The sequence below is a fragment of the Nonomuraea sp. NPDC051191 genome (assembly GCF_044455665.1).
Classification (GTDB): domain Bacteria; phylum Actinomycetota; class Actinomycetes; order Streptosporangiales; family Streptosporangiaceae; genus Nonomuraea.
Genome location: NZ_JBITEZ010000002.1, coordinates 605,065 through 628,606, shown reverse-complemented (window position 1 = coordinate 628,606; position 23,542 = coordinate 605,065). Strand labels below are relative to the sequence as shown.

The window sequence follows — 23,542 nt, the reverse complement described above, 5'->3', positions numbered from 1 at the left end:
ACCCGAGCCATATCATCCGGGGCCGATGCTTACCGGATTCGAGCCGCGGCGGGTTAGTGTGCGTTGGGGTCGCAAGGGGGCCTAGATGAACGAGTCGTTCGGCACACGCCTGCGTGCCAGGCTGGACAAATTCGGCCCGCTCTGTGTGGGCATCGATCCGAGCCCGGCGTTGCTCGACGCCTGGGGCCTCGACGACTCACCGGGCGGCCTTGAGCGCTTCAGCCGCACGGTGGCCGACACGATCAGCGACGTGGCCGCCGTGGTCAAGCCGCAGTCGGCCTTCTACGAGCGCTGGGGCAGCCGCGGCGTGGCCGTCCTGGAACGCACCATCGCCGACCTGCGCGAGGCCGGCACGCTGGTGCTGCTCGACGTCAAGCGCGGCGACGTCGACACCACGATGGCCGCCTACGCCGAGGCCTACCTCGACCGGGGCAGCCCGCTGGCCGCCGACGCGGTGACGCTCAGCCCCTACCTGGGGTTCGGCTCGCTGGAGGTGGCGATCACCTCGGCGGTGGCCAACGACGCCGGGGTCTTCGTGCTGGCCCGCACCTCCAACCCGGCGGCGGCCGGGTTGCAGCAGCGGGTGGCCGACCTGGTGATCGCCGGGGCCGCCGCCGCGAACGCGGGCCACGAGCCGTTCGGGCCGGTGGGAGTGGTGATGGGGGCCACGCTGCCCGCGCTCGACCACTCCCTGGCCGGCCTCGACGGGCCGATCCTGGCTCCGGGGCTCGGCGCGCAGGGCGCCTCCCCCGCCGACGTGGCCCGCCTGTTCGCCCCGGTACGCGGCTCCGTCGTCCCGTCGGTCTCCAGGGCCGTCCTGGCCGACCCGAAGCGGCTACGGTCGAGGACCCTGCACTACCGGGACGAATGCGTCAGATACCTGACGGACTGAGCCGGTCGACGGCGGCCAGCACCGCCCGTACCGAGGCGGTGAGCACCGAGGTGTCCTGACCGGCGCCCCAGCCGATCACGCCGCCGACCCGGGCCTCCACGTACGCGACCGCGCTGCTGCCCGTCCCCGGGTCCACGGCGTGCTCGGCGTAGTGCAGGACGTCGACCTCGACGCCGTCCCCGGCCAGCGCGGCGGTCAGCGCGGACAGCGGCCCGTTGCCGGTGCCGCGCAGCACCCGTCCGGATTCGAGCACGCCCTCGAACTCGTGCGTCCCCGGCGCGGTCTCGGCCGTGCGCCAGGAGGCGAACCCGCCGCGCTCGCCGGGGGCGATGTAGGTGGCGTGGAAGAGCGACCACAGCTCGTCGGCGGTGATCTCCTCGCCGCTGTCGTCCGTGGCCCGCTGCACCGCCGCCGAGAAGTCGATCTGGAGACGGCGCGGCAGGTCGAGCCCGTGGCGGGCGCCCAGCAGGTACGCGATGCCGCCTTTGCCCGACTGGCTGTTGACCCGGATGACGGCCTGGTAGTCGCGCCCCACGTCGGCCGGGTCGATGGGCAGGTACGGCACCTCCCACGGCGCCAGCTCCGGCGGCACGCCCAGCTCGGCGGCCCGCGCGGCGTGGTGGGCCAGGCCCTTGCCGATGGCGTCCTGGTGGGTGCCGGAGAAGGCGGTGTAGACCAGGTCGCCGGCGTAGGGGTGGCGGTCGTGGACGGGCAGGCGGTTGCAGTGCTCGACGACGCGCCGGACCTCGTCGACGGCCGAGAAGTCGATCATCGGGTCGACGCCCTGGGAGTGCAGGTTGAGCGCGAGGGTCACCAGGTCGACGTTGCCGGTGCGCTCCCCGTTGCCGAACAGGCAGCCCTCCACCCGCTGCGCCCCGGCGAGCACGGCCAGCTCGGCGCAGGCCACGCCGGTGCCGCGGTCGTTGTGCGGGTGCACCGACAGGATCACCGAGTCGCGGCGGTCGAGGTGGCGGTGCATGTACTCGATCTGGTCGGCGTACACGTTGGGGGTGGAGATCTCGACGGTCGCGGGCAGGTTGTGGATCACCGGGCGGTCCGGGGAGGCGTCCCAGAGGGCGGTCAGGTCGTTGCAGACCTCCAGCACGAAGTCGGGCTCGGTGAGGTTGAACACCTCGGGCGAGAACTCGAAGCGCACCGGCAGCCCCTCGGCCAGGCGGGCGACCTGCTCCGCCGCGTCCAGGACGAGCTTGCGCAGGTCGTCCCCGTCGCGGCCGAGCACCACGTCCCGCCAGACGGGCGCCGTCGCGGTGTAGAGGTGCACGACCACGTCGGGCAGGCCGCGGATCGACTCGAAGGTGCGCTCGATCAGGTCCTGACGGGCGGCGGTGAAGGCCACCACGGTCACGTCCTCGGGCACCGCGCCGGGCTCGGCCAGTTCCCTGAGGAAGTCGAAGTCGAGCCTGCTGGCCGACGGGTAGCCGACCTCGATCTCCTTGAAGCCCATCCGCGCCTGGAGGTCGAACAGGCGGCGCTTGCGTGCCGGGTCCATCGGCTCGGCCAGCGCCTGGTTGCCGTCACGCAGGTCGACGGGGACCCAGAGGGGGGCGCTGGTGATGCGGCGCGAGGGCCAGGCGCGCTCGCCGGCCACGGGCACCTCGACCCGCTCGTGGGCGGGCCGGTAGCGGTGGGAGGGCATCGCGCTGGGGCGCTGCCGGTTCCATTCGTACACGTCTTCGTTCCTTCTCGGCGATCGGACGACCGGCAGCACCTCGCACGCCGCGGCGGGGTGCCGGTCCGGTCAGGCCCCGCCGCGGCGGCCGAGAAGAAGGAGACCGTACGACGACATGGCGGCTACACTAACCACAACACAGGTCCTCAGACAACCTGAGAGGTACACATGCCGCTCGGCGCCCTCCGCCGCAGCCCCTTGGTCGACCAGGCCGTCGAGCATCTGCGCGAGCAGATCACCGGAGGCCACTGGCCGGTCGGCACCCGCCTGCCCGGCGAGAACGCGCTGGCCCAGACGCTCGGGGTGGGCCGGTCCACGGTCCGCGAGGCGCTGCGGGCGCTGGCCGGCGCCGGGCTGGTGCGGGCGCGTCAGGGCTCGGGCGTGTTCGTCATCGCCTCGGAGCCGGTCCAGGACTGGCCCGCCCGGCTGCGGCGGGCCGCGATCACCGACGTGTACGAGGTCCGCATGATGGTCGAGACGCAGGCGGCCAGGCTGGCGGCGGCGCGGCGTACCGACGAGGACGTGGCGGCGATGGAGGCGGCGCTCCAGGCCCGCGAGCAGGCGGCCGGCGGGGACGACGCGGCCTTCGTGGACGCCGACATCGCGCTGCACGCGGCGGTCGTGGCGGCGGCGGGCAACCCGGTGCTCACGGACCTGTTCGCCGAGTTCGCCCCGGCGTTGCGGGAGGGCCTGATCGACATGGTGGAGCTGCTGGGGCTGCGCGAGCACGACCGCAACCCGGGGCACGGCACGCACGCCGCGCTCGTGGCGGCGGTCCGCGACGGGGACGCGACGGCGGCGAGCGACCTGCTGGCGGCCGAGCTGGAACAGACCCTCGCCCGCCTGCACACGACCCCGGGCGGCCGGTGACCGCCGACCGGCGGGCCGGGCCCGTCGCGGCGACGGACCGGGGGGCAGACCGTGCGGCGGGTGCGGCGGGTGCGGTCAGGAGGTGGGGCCGGCGTCGGTGCGGATGACGTCCTCGCCTTCGTCGTCCTCCTCGGGCGGCTCTTCCGGGGTGGGCTCCTCCTGCTCGTCCGGCGGGTCGGCGGACACGGGGCGGCGGGTCCTGGGCGACCCCGAGAAGGATCGTTCGGCGACCACGTCGGTCTCCCCTTCCACGCCTCCCACCGCCTCGGGCAGGTCGTCGGGCTTCCGCCTCGCGTGGCCCACCGCCTCGGGCAGGTCGTCGGGCTGCTCGCTCATGGCCCCCACCTGCCCGTGACGGCGTCCCTTGACGCCCGGCCGGACGTCAAGGGACGGGCTAGGACAGCTTCCGCAGGGCGTCCTCGATCTCGGCCCTGACCGGCATCGACGTGCTGGCGCCCGCCCGCTGCACCGACAGCGCCGCCGCCACCGAGGCGAACCGCAGCGCCTCGGCCGGCGCCAGCCCCTCGGCCCGCGCCACCGACAGCGCGCCCACGAACGTGTCACCGGCGGCCGTCGTGTCGACAGCCTTCACCCTGATCGCGGGCACCCGCAGCCGCTCGCCCGAGCGGGAGCCGTAGAGCGCGCCCTGCGAGCCCAGCGTGATGACGGCCTCCTCGACGCGTTCGAGGAGCGCGTCGAGGGCGGCCTCGGGGTCGGCCTGCCCGGTGATGTCGGCGGCCTCGTGCTCGTTCGGGACGATCATGGTGACCGCGTCGAGCAGCTCGTCGGGCAGCGGCTGGGCGGGCGCCGGGGTCAGGACGGCGGGCACGCCGGACACGCGGGCCGCCTCCGCGGCGGCCACGACGGCCTCCATGGGCAGTTCGAGCTGGAGCAGCAGGGCCCGCGACCCGGCGATCGTGGCCAGGTCGCCGCCGGACGGCCCGGTCACGGTGCCGTTCGCGCCCGGCACGACGATGATCGAGTTGCCGCCGGCGTCGTCGACCACGATGTGCGCGATGCCGCTGGGGCCGTGCACCTCGCGCAGGCCGTGGACGTCCACGCCGGCCTCGGCCAGGGTGGAGCGCATCTCGGCGCCGAAGCCGTCGTCGCCGACCGCGCCGAGGAAGGACACCTGCGCACCGGCGCGGGCCGCGGCGATGGCCTGGTTGGCGCCCTTGCCGCCGGGCACGGTCCGGAACGAGTGACCGGTGACCGTCTCACCCCGCTTGGGGGCTTCAGATACGTACGCGACGAGGTCCATGTTCGCGCTGCCGAAAACCGAGATCATGACGCCATCATCTCCTGAGTACGTCGCGCCAGTTCGCCGAGCCCCACCCCGTCGAAGCCGGTCAGGCTGCTGGACAGGCTGTCGCGCATGAGCCAGCGGTCCGGCACGCCGCCGTTCAGCGCGCCCGCGACGGACCCCGCCGTGGCCCCGGCCGAGTCGGTGTCCCAGCCACCGGCGACCGCGCCCGCGATCGTGGCGGTGAAGTCGCCCCGCCCGTGGATCAGGGTGGCGGCGACCAGGGCGGCGTTGTTGATCGTGTGCACCCAGTGCAGCGTGCCATGCCGCTGGTGCAGCAGGTCGATGACACGCTCGAAGTCCGGCTCGCGGGCGGCGTCGGCGGCGGCCAGGCTGACCGCCTCGTGCAGGCGGGAGTTCCGCGGCACCACCGACAGGCCCGCCTCGACGACCTCCCGGGCCGAGCCGGCGACCAGCGAGGCGGCGCACATGGCCGCGACGAACATCGCGCCGTAGATCCCGTTGGCCGTGTGGGTGAGCCGGGCGTCGCGCCAGGCCAGCTCGGCGGCCGCGGCGGGGTCGCCGGGGTTGGCCCAGCCGTAGACGTCGGTCCTGATGAAGGCGCCGATCCACTCGCGGAACGGGTTGCGCCGGGTGGCCGTCTCCGGGGGCTCGAAGCCGTCGAGCAGGTTGCGGTAGGCGACCCGCTCGGCGGTGAACGTCCGGCCGGCCGGAAGCTCGTCCAGCCACAGCTTGGCGACGTCCTCGGTGGTGAAGCCGCGGCCGTGGCGCTCCAGGACGGACAGCGCCAGCAGCGGGTAGTTGAGGTCGTCGTCCTCGGGGATGCCGTCGATGTTCTCGGCCAGGGAGTTGACCGCGCTGCGCCGGTTCCACGGCCACCTGCGCGCGATCTCCTCCGGCAGGCCCTCGGCGGTGAACCAGCCGGTCACGGGCCAGTTGCCGGTGGCCTCGGCGATCTGCCTGATGCCCTCGCGCGGGATCTTCTCCACCGGCTTGCCCAGCACGCATCCGGCCGCCCGTCCCTGCCAGGCGCCCAGCAGCCGCGCCGGGTCGGCCTTCGCGGCCGTCCCGGACGAGGGCCAGCCGGGGCAGGCGGCGACGATGGCGTCCAGCTCGGACGGCTCGGCCAGCGGCGACGGGATCGCGGCCAGCTCGTCCAGCAGGCTCTCGGCCAGGGGACGCAGCCGGGCGGCGGCGGCCTCGGAGGCGCCGGCGCGCGGCGGGGCGTCGTGGCCGCCCGCCGCGTGCCAGCGTCCGGCCAGCTCGCGCACCTGCGGCAGGTCGCCCCTGCCGTCCTCGGCGGCCTGGCGCAGCTCGTGGCCCACCAGGTCCTCCGGCTGCACCCAGGTGAGCCTGATCATCGCGCGTCCAGCTCGGCGAAGGCGGTCTCGTGGGCGCGCCGCCGCGCCAGGTCGTCGGCGTGCACCCGGCGCGCCACCTCGGCGATGGCCAGGCCGGGCGCCACCAGGTCGGTACGGCTGGCCGCCCCGATCTGCTCCACCCACTGCGCGGGCACCGCGGACAGCCCCCCGAGGGCGCCCGCGATCGCTCCGCCCATGGAGGCGATCGAGTCGGCGTCGCGGCCGTAGTTCACGCCGCCGAGCACGGTGTCGCGGAAGTCGCCCTTGGCCGCGACCAGGAAGCCCAGCGCCAGCGGCAGCTCCTCGATGCTGTGCACCCGGCTCGGCCGGCGCGCGCCGAGGCCCTGGTCGCGGTAGGTGTCGGCGACCGTGTCGAAGGGCCGTACGGCCGCGCGCAGCGTATCGAACGAGCCCTCCCAGTGGCCGACCCCGGCGGCGGCCTCGCAGACCGCCTCGATGGCGGCGCGGGTGCCGTCCTTGGCCAGGCGCAGGCAGGCGGCGACCACGGAGTCGACCGTGGCGCCCGGCCGCATGGCCTCGGCGACGGCGGCGGCCATCACGCCGGCGGCCTCGCGTCCGTAGCTGGACTGGTGGGCCCCGGCCAGGTCGACGGCCTCGGCGTAGGCGGCGTCGGGGTCGGCGGCGTTGACGATGCCGACGGGCGCGACGTACATGGCCGCGCCGCAGTTGACGATGTTGCCGACGCCGGCCTCGCGCGGGTCGACGTGCCCGTAGTGCAGGCGGGCCACGATCCACTTCTCGGCCAGGAAGATCCGGTGCAGCGGCAGCGCCTCGGCCTCCAGCTCGGGGATCCACCGCCGCTCGCCCATCAGCTCCGGCACGAGGTGGTCGGCCATGGCGTACGCCCCCAGGTGCCCGCCGACCTTCTCGTACACGCGGATCAGGGCGTGCGTCATCAGGGTGTCGTCGGTGATGTGCCCGTCGCCCTTGTGGTACGGCGCGATCGGCCGGGCGTTGCGCCAGTCCTCGTTGTACGGCGGCACGATGCCCTCGACCCGGCCGCCGTACCTGTTCACGATCTGTTCGGGAGTCCAGCCCTCGGTGGCGCCGCCCAGCGCGTCTCCGACCGCCGCCCCCGCCACGCAGCCAGTGGCCCTGTCCTCAAGCGGCGTCATGCGATTCCCTTCGTCAGTTCGATCAGATCCTTGCCCGCCAGCGACGGCAGGCAGCAGCCCGCCAGCGCGCGGGCCGGCGCGAGCCACCCCTCCGGGATCGCGCCGTACCCACTGGCGGCCCCCGCCAGTGCGCCGGTCAGCGCGGGCGCCGAGTCGGCGAGCGCGGACAGGCAGGCGGCGGCCGGGACGGCGCGGGCGAGGTCGCCCCCCGCCGCCTCGGCCAGCGCCAGGGCGACGGGCACCGTCTGGGCGGCGCCCACGCCGTAGCTGTAGACGTGGTCGAGCAGCGCGGCGTCCAGCGCGGGCACCGCGCCGAACGGGTCGCCGGCCTTCCTGGCCGCGGCCAGCGCCACCCGGGCGTTGTGCCCGATGGCGGTGTCCTCGGGCAGGACGGCGAGCGCCGCCTCCACGGCCTCCCCCACCGAGCCCGACGCGACCGCCGCGGCGACGGCGGCGGCCATGGCCTGGGCGCCGAGCAGCCCGTCGCCCGCGTTGGTCACCTGGGCGTCCTCGGTCGGGTCCTTGCCCAGGGCTCCGAACGCGACCGCCCGTACGGCGGCGGCGTCGTCGAAGTGGTGCGGGTTGTCGTGCCCGGAGGCCGGCGGCTCCAGGCCCCTGGCCAGGTTGTCCAGCGCGGTGGCCACCGAGATGCGCGCCCGGACGTCGGTCAGCTCCCGGAACGCCGCGGCCCGCGGCCGGTCGATCGTCAGCAGCGTCCAGGCCAGCCATTCGGCGTCGTCGGACGGGCCGACGGCCAGCGGCGCGATCGGCTGGTTGAGCGCGAACGGCACCGGCAGCGTGGTGACCCGGTGCTCCTCGGCGAAGGCGTCCAGCTCGCGGTGCAGGCGCCGGCTCCAGGGCGCGTGCAGGGCGGCGCGGTGCCTGGCCGCGGGCCAGCCGACGGCGTCGCCCACGGCGAGCCCGATGAAGGCCCCCCTGATTCTGTCCCCCGACATGATGATCTACAGTCCTTCCGCCAGCTCGTCGGCGACGTCCAGCACGTGTCTTCCGGCCACGACGGGCAGGCATTTCCCGCTCACCGGGCCGATCTGGGCGGCCCATCGGGCGGGCACGCCCTGCTCTCCCTGGATGGCGCCGGCGATCGCGCCGGCGATGGCGCCGATCGTGTCGGCGTCCCTGCCCAGGCTCACCCCGAACGTCACCGTCGCCTCCACCTCGCCGCCGCCCGCCAGGACGGCGCCCAGCGCCAGCGCGACGGCCTCGGGCGCGAGGTCGGTCCAGGGGTAGTGCCTGACCACGACGGCCTCGTGCAGGGCCTCGATCAGGGCGAGGTCGTCGCCCGCGCCGGACGCGAGCACGTCGCGCGCCCTGACGATCGCGCGGGCCGTCCAGGAGTCGGCGGGGATCACCGACAGCGCGGCCGCCACCGCCTCCGCGGGCGTGCCGCCCGCCATCGCGGCGGCCACGGCCCCGGCGACCGCGCGGCCGCCGAGTATGCCCTCGCCCGACCCGCTGACCAGCCCGTCCTGCTCGATCAGGCGGGCGGCCTCGGCCGGGTCGCCGGGGCAGAAGATCCCGTACGGGGCCGCCCGCATGGCCAGGCCGTCGGACCAGCCGTGCTGGTGGACGCGTCCGGTCAGCGGGGGTTCCAGCCCCCGGCGAAGCGCTTCGATGGTGCCCAGCTCGGAGAAGCCGGCGCCGCGCATCGGCCCGGTCACCGACGGGATGATCTCCCGCCGGTACGCCCGCGCGACGTCGGCCGCGGTCAGGGCGTGCCCGTGCCGGACGAGCAGCGAGGCGGCGAAGATGGCGTACTCGGTGTCGTCGGTGCCGCCCCCTTCGATCTCGGTGAGCCGGCCCCACCGCCGCCGGATCTCCGACGGCGACAGGTTCTCGGCGGGGGCCCCGAGGGCGTCGCCGGCCGCGAGGCCGAGCAGACACCCCCGGGCCCTCAGGCGATGAGTCACTGCTGGTACCGCTCCAAGACCTGGTTGCCGTCCTCGACGAGCCGCTTGGCCGCGTCGTCGATGGTGATCTTATTGGCGAAGTACTCCTGGAGGACCGGCGTGGCGACCTTGCTCTTCCACTCGTCGAAGCCGTTCACCTTCAGGAACGGGGCCACGACCAGGTTCTTGGCGGAGGCGGTGGCGACGTCCCAGCCGTTCTCCTGGGTGGTCATCGCCGGGTCGGCGGCGGCCGTCTGCGAGGTCGGCAGCAGCCAGTCGCCCTTGGCGAGCTTGGCCTGGTTGACGCCGTTGAGGAAGAACGAGATGAACTTCATGGCCTCGTCCGGGTGCTTGCTGTCCTGGGCGATCGACAGCGTCTGCGAGACCGCGCCCTGCTGGGCGCTGGTGCCCTTCGGCGCGGGCAGCGTCACCCAGTCGAAGTCGTCCGGGGCCTGCTCGGCGACCTGCTGGCGCAGGTAGACGCCGGCCGGCAGCAGCGCGAACTTGCCCTTGTAGAAGGCGGGCAGCGGGTCGGCGGTGCCCTGGCCGAGCGCGGCCGGGTCGGCCGACTTGTCCTTGTAGAGCTGGTCGTGGATGCGCTGCAGCACCTCGCGCTCCTCCGGCCCGACCTTGACGGTGGTCTTGCCGTCGGTGGTCTGGAAGAACGTGCCGCCGAAGTTGAGCGCCAGGTTGAGCGTCTTGTTGACCGGCGACTTCATCGGCCAGGCCACGCCGAACGTGCCGCCCTTGGTCATCTTCTTGGCGGCCTCGGAGAACTCGTCCCAGGTCCACGGGTTGTCCGCGGTCGGGACGCGCACCTTGGAGGCGTCCAGGAGCTTCTTGTTGGCGATGATGACCTGCGACTCCTGCAGGAACGGCACGCCGTAGACGCCCTGCTCGCCCTTGCCGCCGTTGAAGGTGACGGTGTCCCAGGCCGACTGCGGGATGTCGCCCTTGAGGTCGGCGGGCAGCTTGCTCGTCAGGTCGAGCAGGTAGCCGTCGGAGGCGAACCCGGCCAGCGCCGGCGAGTCGTTGTGGATCACGTCGGGCGCGGTGCCGCCGGCGAACTGGGTGACGAGCTGGTCGTTGACGTTGTCCCAGCTGCCCTGCACGTACGTGACCTGGGTCTTCGGGTTGGCCTTGTTCCACTCGTCGACGAGCTGCTTGTTGGCCGCGACGGACTCCTTCTGCCAGGCCAGGCTGAGGAAGTTGAGCTTCACCGGCTCGCCGGAGGAGGCGGCCTCTCCACCGCCTCCTCCTCCGCTGCTGCCACACGCGGCGGCGAGAGCGACGACGGCCGCCGCCGCCAATGCGGACTTGATTCGCATATGAGCCTCCTACTAGCCCTTCACGGCGCCGGCCATCAGGCCGGACTTCAGTCGCCGCTGAATGATTGCGAAGAAGATCAGGCTCGGGATCGTCGCCATGAGCGACGCCGCGGCCAGCGGGCCGAGCCTGGCCACCCCCTCGGGGCCGGTGAACCGCACCAGCGTGAGCGGGAGTGTCATCACGTCGGGGTCCTGGAGGATCACGAGCGCGAACAGGAACTCGTTCCACGACGAGATGAAAGAGAACAGCAGCGTGGCCACCACGCCGGGCGCGAGCAGCGGCGCCACCACGCTGGCGATCGAGCGCAGCCGGGTCGCGCCGTCGACGGCCGCGGCCTCCTCCAGCTCGCGCGGCACGGCCCGCACGTAGCCCTGGAGCATCCACAGCGCGAACGGCAGCGTGAACGTCACGTGCACGACGACGAGCCCCGGCAGGGTGTTCACCAGCTCCAGATCCCGAAGGATCATGAAGAGCGGGATGATGATCAGGATGAACGGGAAGACCTGGCTGACCAGCACCCACCCGATCGCGACCTTGTTGAGCAGGCTGCGGTAGCGGGCCATGGCGTACGAGGCCGGCAGCGAGATCAGCACCGTGATCACGCTGCTGAACAGCGCCACGACCAGGCTGCGGCCGGCCGCGCCGATCAGGTCCTGCTCGCCGAAGGCGTCGGAGAAGTTGGACAGGGTCGGCTCGCGCGGGATCCACGTCGGGTCGGCGAGGGCCATCTCCTGGGGCGTCTTCAGCGCCGTGGACAGCAGCCAGAACAGCGGGAAGGCCAGGAAGACGATGTACGCGACCAGCGCGACGTACTGCGGGGCGCGTCTCATCGGGTCTCCCTCATCTGGCGCCACAGGTACAGGCCGAGCACCGCGAGCACGACGATCGCCATGGCCAGGCCGAGCATCGAGGCGTAGCCGGCCATCCGGTAGCGGAAGGCCTCCTCGTAGGCGAACAGCATGGGCAGCCGGGTCTGGCCGCCGGGCCCGCCCTGGGTGAGCACGTAGACCAGGCCGAACTGGTTGATGTTCCACACGAAGTCGAGCGAGGTGATCGACACGATCACCGGCCGGAGCTGCGGGAGCGTGATGCTCCAGAACCGCCGCCAGCGGCCGGCGCCGTCGACCTCGCCGGCCTCGTAGAGCTCCTTGGGGATGCCCTGGAGGCCCGCGAGCAGCACGACGGTGGTCTGCGGCATGCCGGTCCAGACGCCGACCACGATGATCGCGGGCAGCGCGAGCGAGAAGTCGGCCAGCCAGTTGACGTGCGTGCCGAGCAGGCTGTTCAGGATGCCCGCGTCAGGGTGGTAGACGAGCTTCCACATCAGGCCGATGACCACCGGCGGCATCGCCCACGGCACCACCGCGAGCACCCGGGCCAGGGTCCTGAAGCGCAGGTTCTGGTTGAGCAGCACGGCCAGGCCGAGCGCGGCCAGGAACTGCAGCACGGTCACCGAGACCGACCAGATCGCGCCGATCCGGAACGAGGCCCAGAAGTCGTCGTCGGTGAGCAGCCGGCCGAAGTTCTCCAGGCCGACGAAGCTGGTCTCGTGGACGCGCGTGTTGCGGGCGTCGGTGAAGGCCAGGCCGATGCCGTACAGGAGCGGGCCGATGCTGAACAGCGCGACGGGAACCAGCGCGGGCAGCATGAGCAGCCACATCTCGCGGTTCCTGCGCGACTTGGGGCGCCGCCGGGAAGGCGGGCGCCGGGGCGGTGCCGCCGTGGTCACGGTCGCGGTCACGTCCTGCCTCCCTCATGTCCGTAGGTCTCGCCCGCCGTCGAGGCCCGCACCACCAGGCGCGGCGGCACGGTGATCACGCGCGGCGCGGCGTCGTCGCCGTTCAGCCGGTCGAGCAGCAGCTCGGCGGCGGCCTTGCCGCGCTCGGCCGAGCCGAGCGAGACGCTCGACAGCGACGGCCAGGACGCGGCGGCCAGGTCGGTGTCGTCCATGCCGACCACCGCCACGTCGTCGGGCACCCGGCGGCCGGCCGCGCGCAGCACGTCCAGGGCGCCGAGCGCGATCAGGTCGTTGGCGCACATCAGCGCGTCGACGTCGGGCGCCCGGTCCAGCAGCTCGGCCACCGCGCGGCCCCCTTGCGCGCGGTAGAAGTCGCCGATCTGGACGAGGTCGTCGTCGTAGGGCAGTCCGAGCTGCTCCAGCGCCTCGCGGTAGGCCGCGCCTCGCGAGGCGCCGGGCCAGGTGTCGGGCGGGCCGTTGACCAGCGCGATGCGCCGGCGGCCGAGCGCGTGCAGGTGGTCGACGGCGAGCCTGACGCCGGTACGCGAGTCGGCCCGCACGTTGTCCACCGGCGTGCCCTCCGGCACCGTGCCGATGATCACGACAGGCGCCCTGGCCGCGGCCAGCATCTGCAGGTGGGCGTCGGTGACCCGGAGCGGGCTCATGATCAGCCCGTCCACGTACCGCTCGCCCAGGCTGTGCAGCACGTCGATCTCGTCGGCCACGACCGCGTCGGTCGAGTGCAGCACGAGCCGGTAGCCGGCCGCCTTGAGCACCGGCTGGATCTGACGCAGCATCGCCAGGTAGGCGGGGTTGCCGACGTCGGCCATGGCGAAGGCCACCTGGTGGGTGCGCCGGGACTTGAGCGACCTGGCCACGGCGTTGCGCACGTAGCCCAGCTCGTCGGCGGCGGCCATCACCTTGCGCACGGTCTCCTGCCTGGTCGGCAGGCCGTTGAGGACCCGCGAGACGGAGGCGATCGAGACACCGGCGCGCTCGGCGATCGTGGTGATCGTGGGTCCGTCGGCCAAGGCTGTCCTTCCAAGAAGGTAAACGTTTACGGGAAAGTGTCTGTAAACGTTTACCGTGTTTCGCACATGAAACCGGCCCGTAACTTCGGGGTCAAGTCACGATCCCATAACGCCAGGTCAGCGGGCATATCGGCAAAAGAAGAGCGCCCACTCCCCCGGGCTCGGGGAAGCGGGCGCACAAGGACCCGTGACGGCGGGCGCACAAGGACCCTTGGCGGCGGGCGCACAAGGGCCCTTGGCGGCGGGCGCGCGACGGCCCGTGACGGCGGGCGCGCGAGGGTCGGCGGCAGTGGGCGCCCGCCGGGGTTACGCGGGACGTTCGGCGGGGACGGGCGCGGGGGCCGTCCGCCCGGTGAGCGAGCGGATCGCCGGGGCGCCGCTGAGCGCGACGACGGCGGCCAGGACGGCCGGGATGATCAGCGCCACGGGCAGCGACTTCGTCGCCTCGGCCACGTACCCGAGGACCGCCGGGCCGAGCAGCAGCCCGCTGTAGCCGAAGGCCGTCACCATGGCCAGCGCGCGGCCCACCGGACCGCCCGCCGCGCCGACCGCGCTGAACAGCACCGGCACGACCGTGGCCAGCCCCACGCCCGCCAGCGCCCAGCCGGTCCACGCGCACACCACGCGCAGCGCCCCGCCGAAGACCGGCGCGCCGAGCACCAGGACGTACCCCAGGGTGGCGAAGCCGCCGGCGAGCTGGATCGTGCGCACCGAGCCGAGCCGGGCCCTGATCGGGTCGCCGAGCAGGCGGATCGTCGTCATGGCGACCGAGAAGATCGTGTAGGCGAGCGGCGCGGCGGCCGGGTCGGTGTTCAGCACCCAGCGGGCGTGCAGCGCGGCCCAGTCGATGGCGGCGCCCTCGCTCAGGTGCCCGGCGAAGGCCGCGACCCCGAGCAGCGCGATGAGCGCCCACTTCAGCGTGCCGCCACTCTCACCGCCGTCCGCCTCCTCGCCGGCCTGCCGGGCGGCGTCGGGCAGGAGCAGGCGGCAGGCCAGCAGGTACAGGAACGGCACCACGATCGCCGCCGTCACCAGCAGCGCCTGCGGGTCGATCGCCATCCGCAGCACGAGGGACGTCAGCAGGCCCCCGGCCGCCCCGCCCAGGCTCCACGTGCCGTGGAAGGCCGAGATGATCGGCCGGCCGTAGACCCGCTCGACCTCGACGGAGTGGGCGTTGATGGCGACCTCGACCACCCCCAGCCCGATCCCGAACAGCAGCGCCAGCGCCATCAGCGCCCCGTACGAGGGCGCCAGCGCGGGCCCGAGGAGCAGCACGGCCGACAGCGGCCCGCCGACCCAGCACACCCGCCGGCTCGACCACCTGTCCACCAGCCGCCCGGCCACCAGCATCGACACCAGCGCGCCACCGGAGATCAACAGCAGGACGGTGCCCAGTCTGGCGGCGCCGAGGCCGAGGCGGTCGTTCAACGAGGGCAGCCCGGCCGCCCACAGACCCATCACGAATCCGCTGAGAGTGAAGAGACCGAAGACTCCGACACGAGCCCGTTTGGCATCAATGAGGCTTTTGTTCACGCCAAGAGCATAAGCTGTGAGGTGTGAGAAGTGCTACGACGAGCGGCGAACTTCGCGCGCACAACCGGGTCCGGCTGCTGCGCGCCGTGCACGACTGCGGGGCGACCCGTACCAGGTCGCAGCTCACCCGCGACCTGAACCTGGCCAGGGGCACGGCGTCGGTGCTCGTCGCCGGCCTGGCCGAGGACGCCCTGCTGCACGAGGAGCCCGCCGCCGGGCACACCAGGGGACGGCCCACGCAGGTGCCCGGCCCCCACCCGCGGGGCCCGCTGGCCCTGGCCGCCGACGTGCGCGAGGACGCCTGGGAGCTGGCGGCGTGCGAGCTGGGCGGACGGGTGAGCGTCCTGGAGGTCCAGCCGCACGACGGCACCCCGGAAGGCGCCCTGGCCTCGCTGGGCCAGGCGGTGTCCGACCACCTGTCGCGGCGGGTGGTGGGCCTCGGGGTGGCGCTCGCGGGCCCGGTCCGGCACGACGGGCTGGTCGACATCGCCCACCTGGGCTGGCGGTCGGTGGACGTGCCCCGGCTGCTGGCCCTCGGCCGGCGGGCGTCCGGCCCGGACCCGGTCGTGGTGGGCAACGACGCGGGCCTGGCCGCCCTGGCCGAGGCCCGCCGGGGACGGCTGCGCGGCGTACGGCTGGGCCTGCACCTGCACGTGGACTTCGACCTCGGCGGCGTCCTCGTCGTGGACGGCCGGCCGCTGGACGGCGCGAGCGGCCCCGGCGCCGAGTTCGGCCACATGCCGCTGGGCGGCGGCGACCGGCCGTGCGCGTGCGGCGCGACCGGCTGCTGGGGCCAGGAGGTGGGCGCGAACGCGCTGCTGCGCCACGTGGGCCTGGCCTACGGCGGCGGCCGGGGCCGCGCGCAGGCGGAGGAGGTGCTGGCCGGCAGCCGGGAGGCGGTCGAGGCGGGGGCCCGCGCGCTCGGCCTGGGCATCGCCGCCCTGGTCAACGCCCACGATCCCGAGGTCGTCACGCTCTCCGGGCACGGCCCCGCGCTGCTGGAGCGCGCGGGCGAGGCCCTGACCGGCTCCTGCGCTCCCGCGCTGATGGCCATCCGGCGGGAGCGCCCGCCCCGGATCGAGGCCGCCGCGCTCGGCTGGCGCGGCACGCTGCTGGGGGCCATGGAGTCGGTCTTCGACGCCTTCCTGACCCCCGAAGGGCTGGAGAGATGGCGTGAAACAGGCCCCGACCAGGGCGCCGACACGCCCGGATCACGAAATGTGACGCATTCCACCCCAAAGCAGAAAATCCTGCAATAGCGCTCGGCCGTACGAGCCCCGACCAGGCGATCTTGCGGGCCCCGGCCCCGCCGCTGTACGGATGGAAGAGCCCGGCGCGCTCACGACCATCGACGGGGGTGGGAACGCATGGATCTGGAACTCGCGCTCCGCATGACCGAGGCCGCTCTGAAGCAGGCCGTCCGGGAGGGCGCGCTGGTCTCCGTGGCGGTCGTGGACGGGGGCGGACATCTGGTGTCTTTCCAGCGTATGGCGGGTGCGGAGATCGCCGGGCCGGTGCTCGCGCCGGGCAAGGCGTACACGTCGGTGGCCCTTCGCACGGCCACCGCCGACCTGGCTCCGCTGGTGGCGCCGGGAGGGGAGCTCTTCGGCCTGACGGGTGACCGATTTGTCTGTTTTGGAGGTGGTGTCCCCCTCTGGGCGGACTACGGCGAAGGGGAACGCGTGGTCGGCGGCGTAGGGGTCAGCGGCGGCACGATCGCCCAGGACGTGGCGTGCGCCGAAGCGGCCGCCCTGGTGTGGCGGACTCGTTGAGCGGGCGCTTTCCGCAACACGAACCGCTGGTATCCGCCATGATTAGCCACTGCACCACGGGAAACACTTTCCCGAACCCAACTCCCCGAGGAGAGAAACGAGATGGCACTTCCCACTCTCACCCCCGAGCAGCGTCAGGCGGCTCTGGCGAAGGCGGCCGAGGCCCGCGCGGCCCGCACGGCCCTGCTCGCCAAGGTCAAGGCGGGCGAGCTGACCTTCGCCCAGCTCCTGGAGCGCGACGACGACATCGCGAAGAAGATCAAGGTGTCCCAGGCCCTGCGCGCGGTCAAGGGCGTCGGCCCGGCCAAGGCCACCGCGCTCATGGAGGAGGCCGGCGTCGACGAGAAGCGCCGTCTCGGCGGCCTGGGCGCCCAGCAGCGCAAGAAGCTGGTCGACGCGCTCGGCTAGAACCGGGCGGCCGGGTCCGCGCGCCACGGCGCGCGGGCCGGCCGGCGACCCCTCGTAGGGCCAGGAGGGGCCGGAGAGCGGCGAGCGCTCCACGGCGGGCCCGGCCGAGGGGTCAACCTCAGGCAGTCGATCTCAGGGGAGGTCAGGACCGCAGGTAGGCCAGCACGGCGAGCACGCGGCGATGCTGGTCGCTGTCGTCGGCGTAGAGGCCGAGCTTGTTGAAGATGCTCCTGATGTGCTTCTCCACGGCGCCGTCGCTGATGACGAGCTGCCGCCCGATGGCCGGGTTGGACTTGCCCTCGGCCATCAGCCCGAGCACCTCGCGCTCGCGCGGCGTGAGCTGCGCCAGCGGGTCGTCCTTGCGTCTGCGGACCATCAACTGGGACACCACCTGCGGATCGAACACGGTGCCCCCCGCCGCCACCCGCCGCAGCCCCTCCAGGAACTCGTCGACGTCGACGACCCGGTCCTTCAACAGGTAGCCCACCGCGCCACGGGCGTCGGCGAGCAGGTCGTCGGCGTAGGAGACCTCGACGTACTGCGACAGGATGAGCACCGGGGCGCCGGACACCCTGCGCCGGGCCTCGACCGCCGCCCGCAGCCCCTCGTCGGTGAACGACGGCGGCATGCGCACGTCGACCACCGACACGTCGGGTCTGTGCTCGACGATCGCCTCCACGAGGGCGTCGCCGTCCCCCACGGTGGCGACCACCTCGCAGCCGAACTCCTCCAGCAGCCTGACCAGGCCCTCCCTGATCAGAACCGCGTCATCGGCCACGACTACCCGCACGGCACCTCCGCCACGATCACCGTCGGCCCGCCGTCCGGCGACCGAACGGTGAGCTCCCCGTCAACGGCGCGGAGCCGGTCGGCCAGACCGGCCAGGCCGTGTCCCTTGGCGACGTGTGCGCCGCCCACCCCATCATCCCCGATCGTGAGCATGAGGACGTCACCGATGCGGGCGAGCTGGACCGTGCAGATGGTCGCGCGGCTGTGTTTGGCCACGTTGGTGAGGGTTTCCGCGCAGACGAAGTAGATCGCGTTCTCGGTCGCCGCCTGGAAGCGGCCCACGGTCTGCACGTCGAGGTCGACCGGCACCGTGCAGCGGCCGGCCAGGGCCGCCAGGGCGGGCGCGAGGCCGCGGTCGGACAGGATGGGCGGCGCGATGCCGCGCGAGAGGGCGCGCAGCTCGTCGAGCGTCTCGCGGGTGGCGCTGATCGCCTCGCCGATCGTGGCCGAGGCGGCCTGCGGGTCCTTGGCGAGCTGCCGCTGCGCCCTGGACAGCTCCATGGCCAGCGAGACCAGGCGCTGCTGCGGGCCGTCGTGGATGTCGCGCTCCAGCTTGCGCAGCGCGTTGGCCTCGGCGGAGACGGCCGCCGCCCGGCCCTCGGCCAGGTCGTCGATGCGCTCCTGCAGCTCGGCGACGCCGGTCAGCAGCGCCCGGCCGAGCCCGGCCCTGACCAGCGCGGCCCCGCGCACCATGAACGGCATGATGAAGGCGAACACCAGGCCGAGCGAGACGTAGAAGATCGTGTTCACGACGTAGCCGGTGCCGATCCCGAGCAGCTGGGGCAGCTCCATGTTGCCGGGGATGCGCGAGGTGATCAGGCCGTAGAGCGGGTAGGTCAGCCCGAGGATCGGGATCGCCCAGAACACCACGGTCAGCACGAACGCCAGGACGGCGAACGGGAAGTTCAGGACGCCGTGCAGCAGGTCCAGCCACGACTGGCCGTTGGTCAGCGGGTTGACGATCCGGCGGAAGCGCCCCGCCCCCTCCGGCGCCGGACGGTAGCGCGGCCGTACGGGCGGCCGCTTGAGCACGTCGGACAGCCAGCCGCGCTCGGCGTCGGCGAAGCCCCTCGCCACCAGGAGCGTGCCGGCCAGCAGCGGCACGCCGATCCACACGACCGCGGTGCCGACGCCCGCGGCGAAACCGGCAATCATGATCACGAAGCCGATGACGGCCGTCGGGAATCCGACCAGCGTGTAGCGGGTGTCGAGAAGGACACGCCTCATCAGGGAGCGCATGCAATGAAGGCTAAGTCCCCCGGCGGAGCGGTACGAGCCGGTACGCAGGCGTCCGGTGGTAGGGCCAGCCCTACCACCGGGGGTGGTGTGATCTTGACCTGAAGAGTGCGGCCTGCGGCAATGTGCGCGAGCCCCCGGGACGGAAGCCTTGAGTCATCCGCTCCCCCGCTCGAAACGAGGCTCCCCATGACCGTCCTGCTCGATCGTCCGGCGCCGGTACAGGCGCCGGTCCGGGCGCCGCGCGCGACGGCGCGGGACCCGTTCATCGACCTGCTGCGCGTGCTCGGCATGGCGCTCATCGTGCTCCAGCACTGGACGATCCCCGTCCTGTCCTACGAGGGCGGCCGGCTGACCACGGGCAACGCGCTGTCCACGCCGGGGGTGTGGGTGGTGACGTGGCTCAGCCAGGTCATGCCGCTGGTGTTCTTCGCCGGCGGGGCGGCCAACGCGATCAGCCGCGGCCGGTCGGCCAAGAGCGACCAGGAGTGGCTGGCCGGACGCCTGCGCAGGCTCGCCTGGCCGTTGCTGCCGCTGGCGGCGGTGTGGATCCCGCTGCCCCACGTGCTGCTCACGCTGGGGGTGCCGGAGCAGCCGCTGGAGGTGGGCGCCAAGCTGACCGGGCAGTTGCTGTGGTTCCTGGCCGTGTACCTGATCGCGGTCACGGTCACGCCGTACGCGCTGCGTCTGCACCGCAGGTTCGGCGTGCTCGTCCCCGTCGCGCTGGCGGCCGGGGCGGCGCTGACGGACGTGGTGCGCTTCTCCACCGGCCTGGAGGCGGCCGGTTACCTGAACATCGTCTTCGTGTGGCTGGCCGTGCACCAGATCGGCTTCTTCTACGCCGAGGGCCGGGTGCGGATGGCCGGGTTGCTGGCGGCCGGCGGGTTCGGCGTGGCGGCGCTGCTGGTCGGGTTCGGCCCCTACCCCGGCAGCATGATCGGCCTGCCCGGCGCCGAGGTGTCCAACATGGCCCCGCCCACGCTGGCCATCCTGGCCGTCGGCGTCGGCCAGATCGGCCTGGCCGTGCTGCTGCGCCCCTGGCTGGTCCGGCTGCCCCTGCGCCGCGTCCTGGACTGGGCCGGCCCGCGGATCATGACCGTCTACCTGTGGCACATGCCCGCGCTGTTCGCCGTGACCGGCGTGGTCGTGGTCCTGCTGGGCGTGGAGACGCCGGAGCCGGGCAGCCTGTCCTGGTTCACCGGCTGGCCGGTGTGGTTCGGGATGTTGTGCCTGGTCATGTGGGGGCTGGTACGGGCGTTCGCCAGGTTCGAGACCCCACCGTCGCTGCCGTACGGGAACGCCGGCCGGGGGGCCATGCTGGTGGCCGCCGGGCTGGTCGGAGCCGGGCTCCTGACGCTGACCGTGGGCGGCTTCGCGCCGGGCGGCGGCCCGTTCCTGGCGGTGCTGGCGGTGCTCGGCGGCCTGCTGATGACGGCGCCCAAGGCCCGCGCGTAACACCGACGAAATCCGTCCCCGGCCACAATCGGGGACCATGACGATGATTCGCGACCTGACCGAGGACGACGTGCCCGCGGTGGCCTCCATCTACGCCCATTACGTGACCGGCGGCGTGGCCACGTTCGACGAGGTCCCGCCGGAGGCCGGCGAGTGGCGGGCCAGGGCGGCGGCGCTCACGGCGGCGGGGCTGCCGTTCCTGGTGGCCGAGGACGACGGCGTGGTCACCGGTTACGCCTACCTCGGCCAGTACCGGCCCAAGCCCGCCTACCGCCACAGCCTGGAGGTCTCGATCTACCTCGCGCCCGGGTCCACCGGCCGCGGGCTCGGCCGCCTGCTGCTGGGCGAGCTGATCCGGCGGGCGCCGGCGACCGGCGCGCGCTGCCTGATCGCGGTGATCGCCGACGGCGGCGACCCGGCCTCGCTGCGGTTGCACGCCGCCTTCGGCTTCGAGGACGTGGGACGGCTGAGGAACGTGGGGTTCAAGCACGGCCGCTGGATCGACACCGTGCTGCTGCAACTCGACCTCCCTCAGGGGGCGGCGGGTTCGACCATGCGGCAATCTTCGGCAGGATAGATACCGTGAGCCTTCTCGTTGACCGCCTGCCGGAAGAGATCGACGCCGATCCCGACGCCATATTCGACGCGTTCGTCGCCTGGAACGCCGAACGGGGGCTCACGCTCTATCCCGCCCAGGAGGAGGCCCTCATCGAGGTCGTCTCCGGCAGCAACCTGATCCTCGCGACGCCGACCGGCTCGGGCAAGTCGCTGGTGGCCGCCGGAGCCCACTTCGCCGCGCTGACCCGTGACGTGCGCACGTTCTACACCGCGCCGATCAAGGCGCTGGTGTCGGAGAAGTTCTTCGACCTGTGCGCCGTCTTCGGCACCGACAACGTCGGCATGATGACCGGCGACGCCAGCGTCAACCCGGGCGCGCCCATCATCTGCTGCACGGCCGAGATCCTGGCCAACGTGGCCCTGCGCGACGGCGCGGCGGCCGACATCGGCCAGGTCGTCATGGACGAGTTCCACTTCTACGCCGAGCCCGACCGCGGGTGGGCCTGGCAGGTGCCGCTGCTGGAGCTGCCCGACGTGCAGTTCGTCCTGATGTCGGCCACGCTCGGCGACGTGTCGATGTTCGAGCGCGACCTGACCAGGCGCACCGGGCGGCCCACGTCGGTGGTCAAGCACGCCGAGCGGCCGGTGCCGCTGGTGTACTCGTACCGGATGACGCCGCTGCACGAGACGCTGGAGGAGATGCTCACCACCGGGCAGGCCCCCGTCTACGTCGTGCACTTCACGCAGGCCGCCGCCATGGAGCGGGCCCAGGCGCTCATGTCGATCAACATGGCGACCAAGGCCGAGAAGGAGGCCATCGCCGCGATGATCGGCGGCTTCCGGTTCACCACCCGGTTCGGCCGGGCGCTGTCGCGGCTGGTCAAGCACGGCATCGGCGTCCACCACGCCGGGATGTTGCCCAAATACCGGCGGCTGGTCGAGCGGCTGGCCCAGGCCGGGTTGCTGAAGGTCATCTGCGGCACCGACACGCTCGGCGTCGGCGTCAACGTGCCCATCCGCACGGTCCTGTTCACCGCCCTGTCCAAGTACGACGGCAACAAGGTGCGCCGGCTGCGCGCCCGCGAGTTCCACCAGATCGCCGGCCGGGCCGGCCGCGCCGGCTTCGACACCATCGGCTACGTCGCCTGCCAGGCCCCCGAGCACGACATCGAGAACGCCAAGGCGCTGGCCAAGATCGGCGACGACCCCAAGCGGCGGCGCGGCTACGCCCGCAAGAAGCCGCCGGAGGGTTTCGTCGGCTGGAGCGAGGAGACGTTCGAGAAGCTGCAGCAGGCCGAGCCCGAGCCGCTCAACTCCCGCTTCAAGGTGAGCAACGCGATGCTGCTGGCCGTGATCAACCGGCCGGGCGACTGCTTCCAGGCGATGAAACACCTGCTCACCGACAACCACGAAGACCGCAAGTGGCAGCGGCGGCACATCAGCCAGGCCATCGCCATCTACCGGTCGCTGCTGGCCGGCGGCATCGTCGAGCAGTTCGCCGAGCCCGACGAGCAGGGCCGCCGGGCCCGGCTGACGATCGAGCTGCAGGAGGACTTCGCGCTCAACCAGGCGCTGTCCACGTTCGCGCTGGCCGCCTTCGACCTGCTCGACCGCGAGTCGCCCTCGTACGCGCTCGACATCGTCTCGATCGTCGAGTCCATCCTCGACGACCCCCGCCAGATCCTGTCGGCCCAGCTGAAGAAGGCGCGCGGCGAGGCGGTCGCCCAGATGAAGGCCGACGGCATGGAGTACGAAGAGCGCATGGAGGCGCTCGCCGAGGTCATGTACCCGATGCCGCTCGACACCCTGCTGCTCGGGGCGTACGAGACCTACCGGCGCGGCCACCCGTGGGTCGGCGACTACACCGTCAGCCCGAAGTCGGTGGTGCGCGACATGTTCGAGCGGGCCATGACGTTCGGCGAGTACATCCAGTTCTACGAGCTGGCCCGCTCCGAGGGCACGGTGCTGCGCTACCTGGCCGACGCCTACCGCACGCTGTCGCGCACGGTCCCGGAGCACCTGAAGACCGAGGACCTGGTCGACCTGATCGAGTGGCTGGGCGAGCTGGTCCGGCAGGTCGACTCCTCGCTGATCGACGAGTGGGAGAAGCTCACCAACCCCGAGGAGGCGCTGGAGCGCCAGGCGCAGCTGGAGACCAAGGTGCGGCCGGTCACGGCCAACCCGCGGGCCTTCCGCGTGCTGGTGCGCAACGCCATGTTCCGGCTGGTCGAGCTGTGCGCCATCGAGAAGGAGGACGAGCTGGAGGAGCTGGCCCCCGACGTCGACTGGGGCGCGGCGCTCGACGCGTACTACGCCGAGCACGAGGAGATCTTCACCGACGCCGACGCGCGCGGGCCCGCGCTGCTGCGGATCGAGGAGGAGAGCGGCCTGTGGCGGGTGCGCCAGACGGTCAAGGACCCGGCCGGCGACGGCGACTGGGGCATCGACGCCCAGGTCGACCTGACCGCCTCCGACGAGGAGGGCCGGGCCGTGCTGCACGTGCTGGGGCTCAACCGGCTCTAGAGGCTCCGCGAAAGAGAACAAGCCGTGTGCCGGAACGGACTGGCAAGGGC

22 protein-coding genes are annotated in these 23,542 nt (G+C 73.0%); 8 read left to right on the top strand and 14 right to left on the bottom strand.

What is annotated here, in order from left to right; all coding sequences use genetic code 11:
• Positions 1 to 85: 85 nt before the first annotated feature.
• Positions 86 to 892: an orotidine-5'-phosphate decarboxylase gene (gene pyrF, locus ACIA8R_RS07505; protein WP_364096436.1), complete on the top strand. Its 807-nt coding sequence runs from the start codon at positions 86 to 88 to the stop codon at positions 890 to 892.
• On the opposite strand, the gene ACIA8R_RS07500 is transcribed toward pyrF, so the two are convergent.
• Positions 873 to 2,549, bottom strand: coding sequence for a 2-isopropylmalate synthase (locus ACIA8R_RS07500; RefSeq protein ID WP_397037343.1), 1,677 nt, complete (start codon positions 2,547 to 2,549; stop codon positions 873 to 875). The genes pyrF and ACIA8R_RS07500 overlap by 20 nt on opposite strands.
• Before the next feature lie 201 nt (positions 2,550 to 2,750).
• Here ACIA8R_RS07500 and ACIA8R_RS07495 point away from each other — a divergent pair, with 201 nt between their 5' ends.
• Positions 2,751 to 3,452 (top strand): FCD domain-containing protein, encoded by a 702-nt coding sequence (locus ACIA8R_RS07495; RefSeq protein WP_357706624.1) that lies wholly within the window; start codon positions 2,751 to 2,753, stop codon positions 3,450 to 3,452.
• Between the two features lie 75 nt (positions 3,453 to 3,527).
• On the opposite strand, the gene ACIA8R_RS07490 is transcribed toward ACIA8R_RS07495, so the two are convergent.
• The 11 genes from ACIA8R_RS07490 to ACIA8R_RS07440 form a co-directional block, all read right to left on the bottom strand.
• Positions 3,528 to 3,788: a hypothetical protein gene (locus ACIA8R_RS07490; protein WP_364096432.1), complete on the bottom strand. Its 261-nt coding sequence runs from the start codon at positions 3,786 to 3,788 to the stop codon at positions 3,528 to 3,530.
• 58 nt (positions 3,789 to 3,846) lie between these two features.
• The gene (gene rbsK / locus ACIA8R_RS07485; RefSeq protein ID WP_397037137.1) at positions 3,847 to 4,740 is read right to left on the bottom strand and encodes a ribokinase; all 894 of its coding nucleotides are present in this window, start codon (positions 4,738 to 4,740) and stop codon (positions 3,847 to 3,849) included.
• Positions 4,737 to 6,077, bottom strand: coding sequence for an ADP-ribosylglycohydrolase family protein (locus ACIA8R_RS07480; RefSeq protein WP_397037135.1), 1,341 nt, complete (start codon positions 6,075 to 6,077; stop codon positions 4,737 to 4,739). Before ACIA8R_RS07480 ends, rbsK begins: the two co-directional genes overlap by 4 nt.
• Positions 6,074 to 7,213 carry an ADP-ribosylglycohydrolase family protein gene (locus tag ACIA8R_RS07475; RefSeq protein WP_397037133.1) on the bottom strand — a complete coding sequence of 380 codons (1,140 nt, stop codon included), beginning with the start codon at positions 7,211 to 7,213 and terminating at the stop codon, positions 6,074 to 6,076. Before ACIA8R_RS07475 ends, ACIA8R_RS07480 begins: the two co-directional genes overlap by 4 nt.
• Positions 7,210 to 8,169 (bottom strand): ADP-ribosylglycohydrolase family protein, encoded by a 960-nt coding sequence (locus tag ACIA8R_RS07470; RefSeq protein ID WP_357706632.1) that lies wholly within the window; start codon positions 8,167 to 8,169, stop codon positions 7,210 to 7,212. Before ACIA8R_RS07470 ends, ACIA8R_RS07475 begins: the two co-directional genes overlap by 4 nt.
• 6 nt (positions 8,170 to 8,175) lie before the next feature.
• Positions 8,176 to 9,141, bottom strand: coding sequence for an ADP-ribosylglycohydrolase family protein (locus tag ACIA8R_RS07465; RefSeq protein WP_397037131.1), 966 nt, complete (start codon positions 9,139 to 9,141; stop codon positions 8,176 to 8,178).
• Positions 9,138 to 10,448: an ABC transporter substrate-binding protein gene (locus tag ACIA8R_RS07460; protein ID WP_397037129.1), complete on the bottom strand. Its 1,311-nt coding sequence runs from the start codon at positions 10,446 to 10,448 to the stop codon at positions 9,138 to 9,140. Before ACIA8R_RS07460 ends, ACIA8R_RS07465 begins: the two co-directional genes overlap by 4 nt.
• A gap of 12 nt (positions 10,449 to 10,460) precedes the next feature.
• The gene (locus tag ACIA8R_RS07455) at positions 10,461 to 11,279 is read right to left on the bottom strand and encodes a carbohydrate ABC transporter permease (RefSeq protein ID WP_357706637.1); all 819 of its coding nucleotides are present in this window, start codon (positions 11,277 to 11,279) and stop codon (positions 10,461 to 10,463) included.
• The gene (locus tag ACIA8R_RS07450; protein ID WP_357706638.1) at positions 11,276 to 12,190 is read right to left on the bottom strand and encodes a sugar ABC transporter permease; all 915 of its coding nucleotides are present in this window, start codon (positions 12,188 to 12,190) and stop codon (positions 11,276 to 11,278) included. The genes ACIA8R_RS07455 and ACIA8R_RS07450 overlap by 4 nt, the downstream gene beginning before the upstream one ends.
• The gene (locus ACIA8R_RS07445; protein WP_357706639.1) at positions 12,187 to 13,218 is read right to left on the bottom strand and encodes a LacI family DNA-binding transcriptional regulator; all 1,032 of its coding nucleotides are present in this window, start codon (positions 13,216 to 13,218) and stop codon (positions 12,187 to 12,189) included. Before ACIA8R_RS07445 ends, ACIA8R_RS07450 begins: the two co-directional genes overlap by 4 nt.
• A gap of 306 nt (positions 13,219 to 13,524) precedes the next feature.
• Entirely contained in the window at positions 13,525 to 14,751 is a 1,227-nt protein-coding gene (locus tag ACIA8R_RS07440) for an MFS transporter (protein ID WP_357706640.1), read from the bottom strand.
• Positions 14,752 to 14,774: 23 nt separating this feature from the next.
• Here ACIA8R_RS07440 and ACIA8R_RS07435 point away from each other — a divergent pair, with 23 nt between their 5' ends.
• From ACIA8R_RS07435 to mihF, 3 genes are all read left to right on the top strand, one after another.
• On the top strand, positions 14,775 to 16,010 hold the full coding sequence (locus tag ACIA8R_RS07435; RefSeq protein ID WP_397037126.1) for an ROK family protein: 1,236 nt from the start codon (positions 14,775 to 14,777) through the stop codon (positions 16,008 to 16,010).
• A 108-nt stretch (positions 16,011 to 16,118) separates the two neighbouring features.
• The gene (locus ACIA8R_RS07430; protein WP_397037124.1) at positions 16,119 to 16,523 is read left to right on the top strand and encodes a heme-binding protein; all 405 of its coding nucleotides are present in this window, start codon (positions 16,119 to 16,121) and stop codon (positions 16,521 to 16,523) included.
• Between the two features lie 102 nt (positions 16,524 to 16,625).
• Positions 16,626 to 16,931, top strand: a complete 306-nt coding sequence (gene mihF / locus ACIA8R_RS07425; protein ID WP_043641121.1) for an integration host factor, actinobacterial type — start codon at positions 16,626 to 16,628, stop codon at positions 16,929 to 16,931.
• A 142-nt stretch (positions 16,932 to 17,073) separates the two neighbouring features.
• On the opposite strand, the gene ACIA8R_RS07420 is transcribed toward mihF, so the two are convergent.
• Positions 17,074 to 17,721, bottom strand: a complete 648-nt coding sequence (locus ACIA8R_RS07420; protein ID WP_358285518.1) for a response regulator transcription factor — start codon at positions 17,719 to 17,721, stop codon at positions 17,074 to 17,076.
• Complete coding sequence (locus tag ACIA8R_RS07415; protein WP_357706645.1) at positions 17,712 to 18,959, bottom strand: sensor domain-containing protein; 1,248 nt, start codon at positions 18,957 to 18,959, stop codon at positions 17,712 to 17,714. The genes ACIA8R_RS07420 and ACIA8R_RS07415 overlap by 10 nt, the downstream gene beginning before the upstream one ends.
• A gap of 186 nt (positions 18,960 to 19,145) precedes the next feature.
• Here ACIA8R_RS07415 and ACIA8R_RS07410 point away from each other — a divergent pair, with 186 nt between their 5' ends.
• From ACIA8R_RS07410 to ACIA8R_RS07400, 3 genes are read left to right on the top strand one after another with little or no spacing between them, the layout of a single operon-like run.
• On the top strand, positions 19,146 to 20,411 hold the full coding sequence (locus tag ACIA8R_RS07410; protein ID WP_397037121.1) for an acyltransferase: 1,266 nt from the start codon (positions 19,146 to 19,148) through the stop codon (positions 20,409 to 20,411).
• 37 nt (positions 20,412 to 20,448) lie between these two features.
• On the top strand, positions 20,449 to 20,988 hold the full coding sequence (locus tag ACIA8R_RS07405) for a GNAT family N-acetyltransferase (protein ID WP_397037119.1): 540 nt from the start codon (positions 20,449 to 20,451) through the stop codon (positions 20,986 to 20,988).
• Positions 20,985 to 23,492, top strand: a complete 2,508-nt coding sequence (locus ACIA8R_RS07400) for a DEAD/DEAH box helicase (RefSeq protein ID WP_397037341.1) — start codon at positions 20,985 to 20,987, stop codon at positions 23,490 to 23,492. Before ACIA8R_RS07405 ends, ACIA8R_RS07400 begins: the two co-directional genes overlap by 4 nt.
• Positions 23,493 to 23,542: the final 50 nt, after the last annotated feature.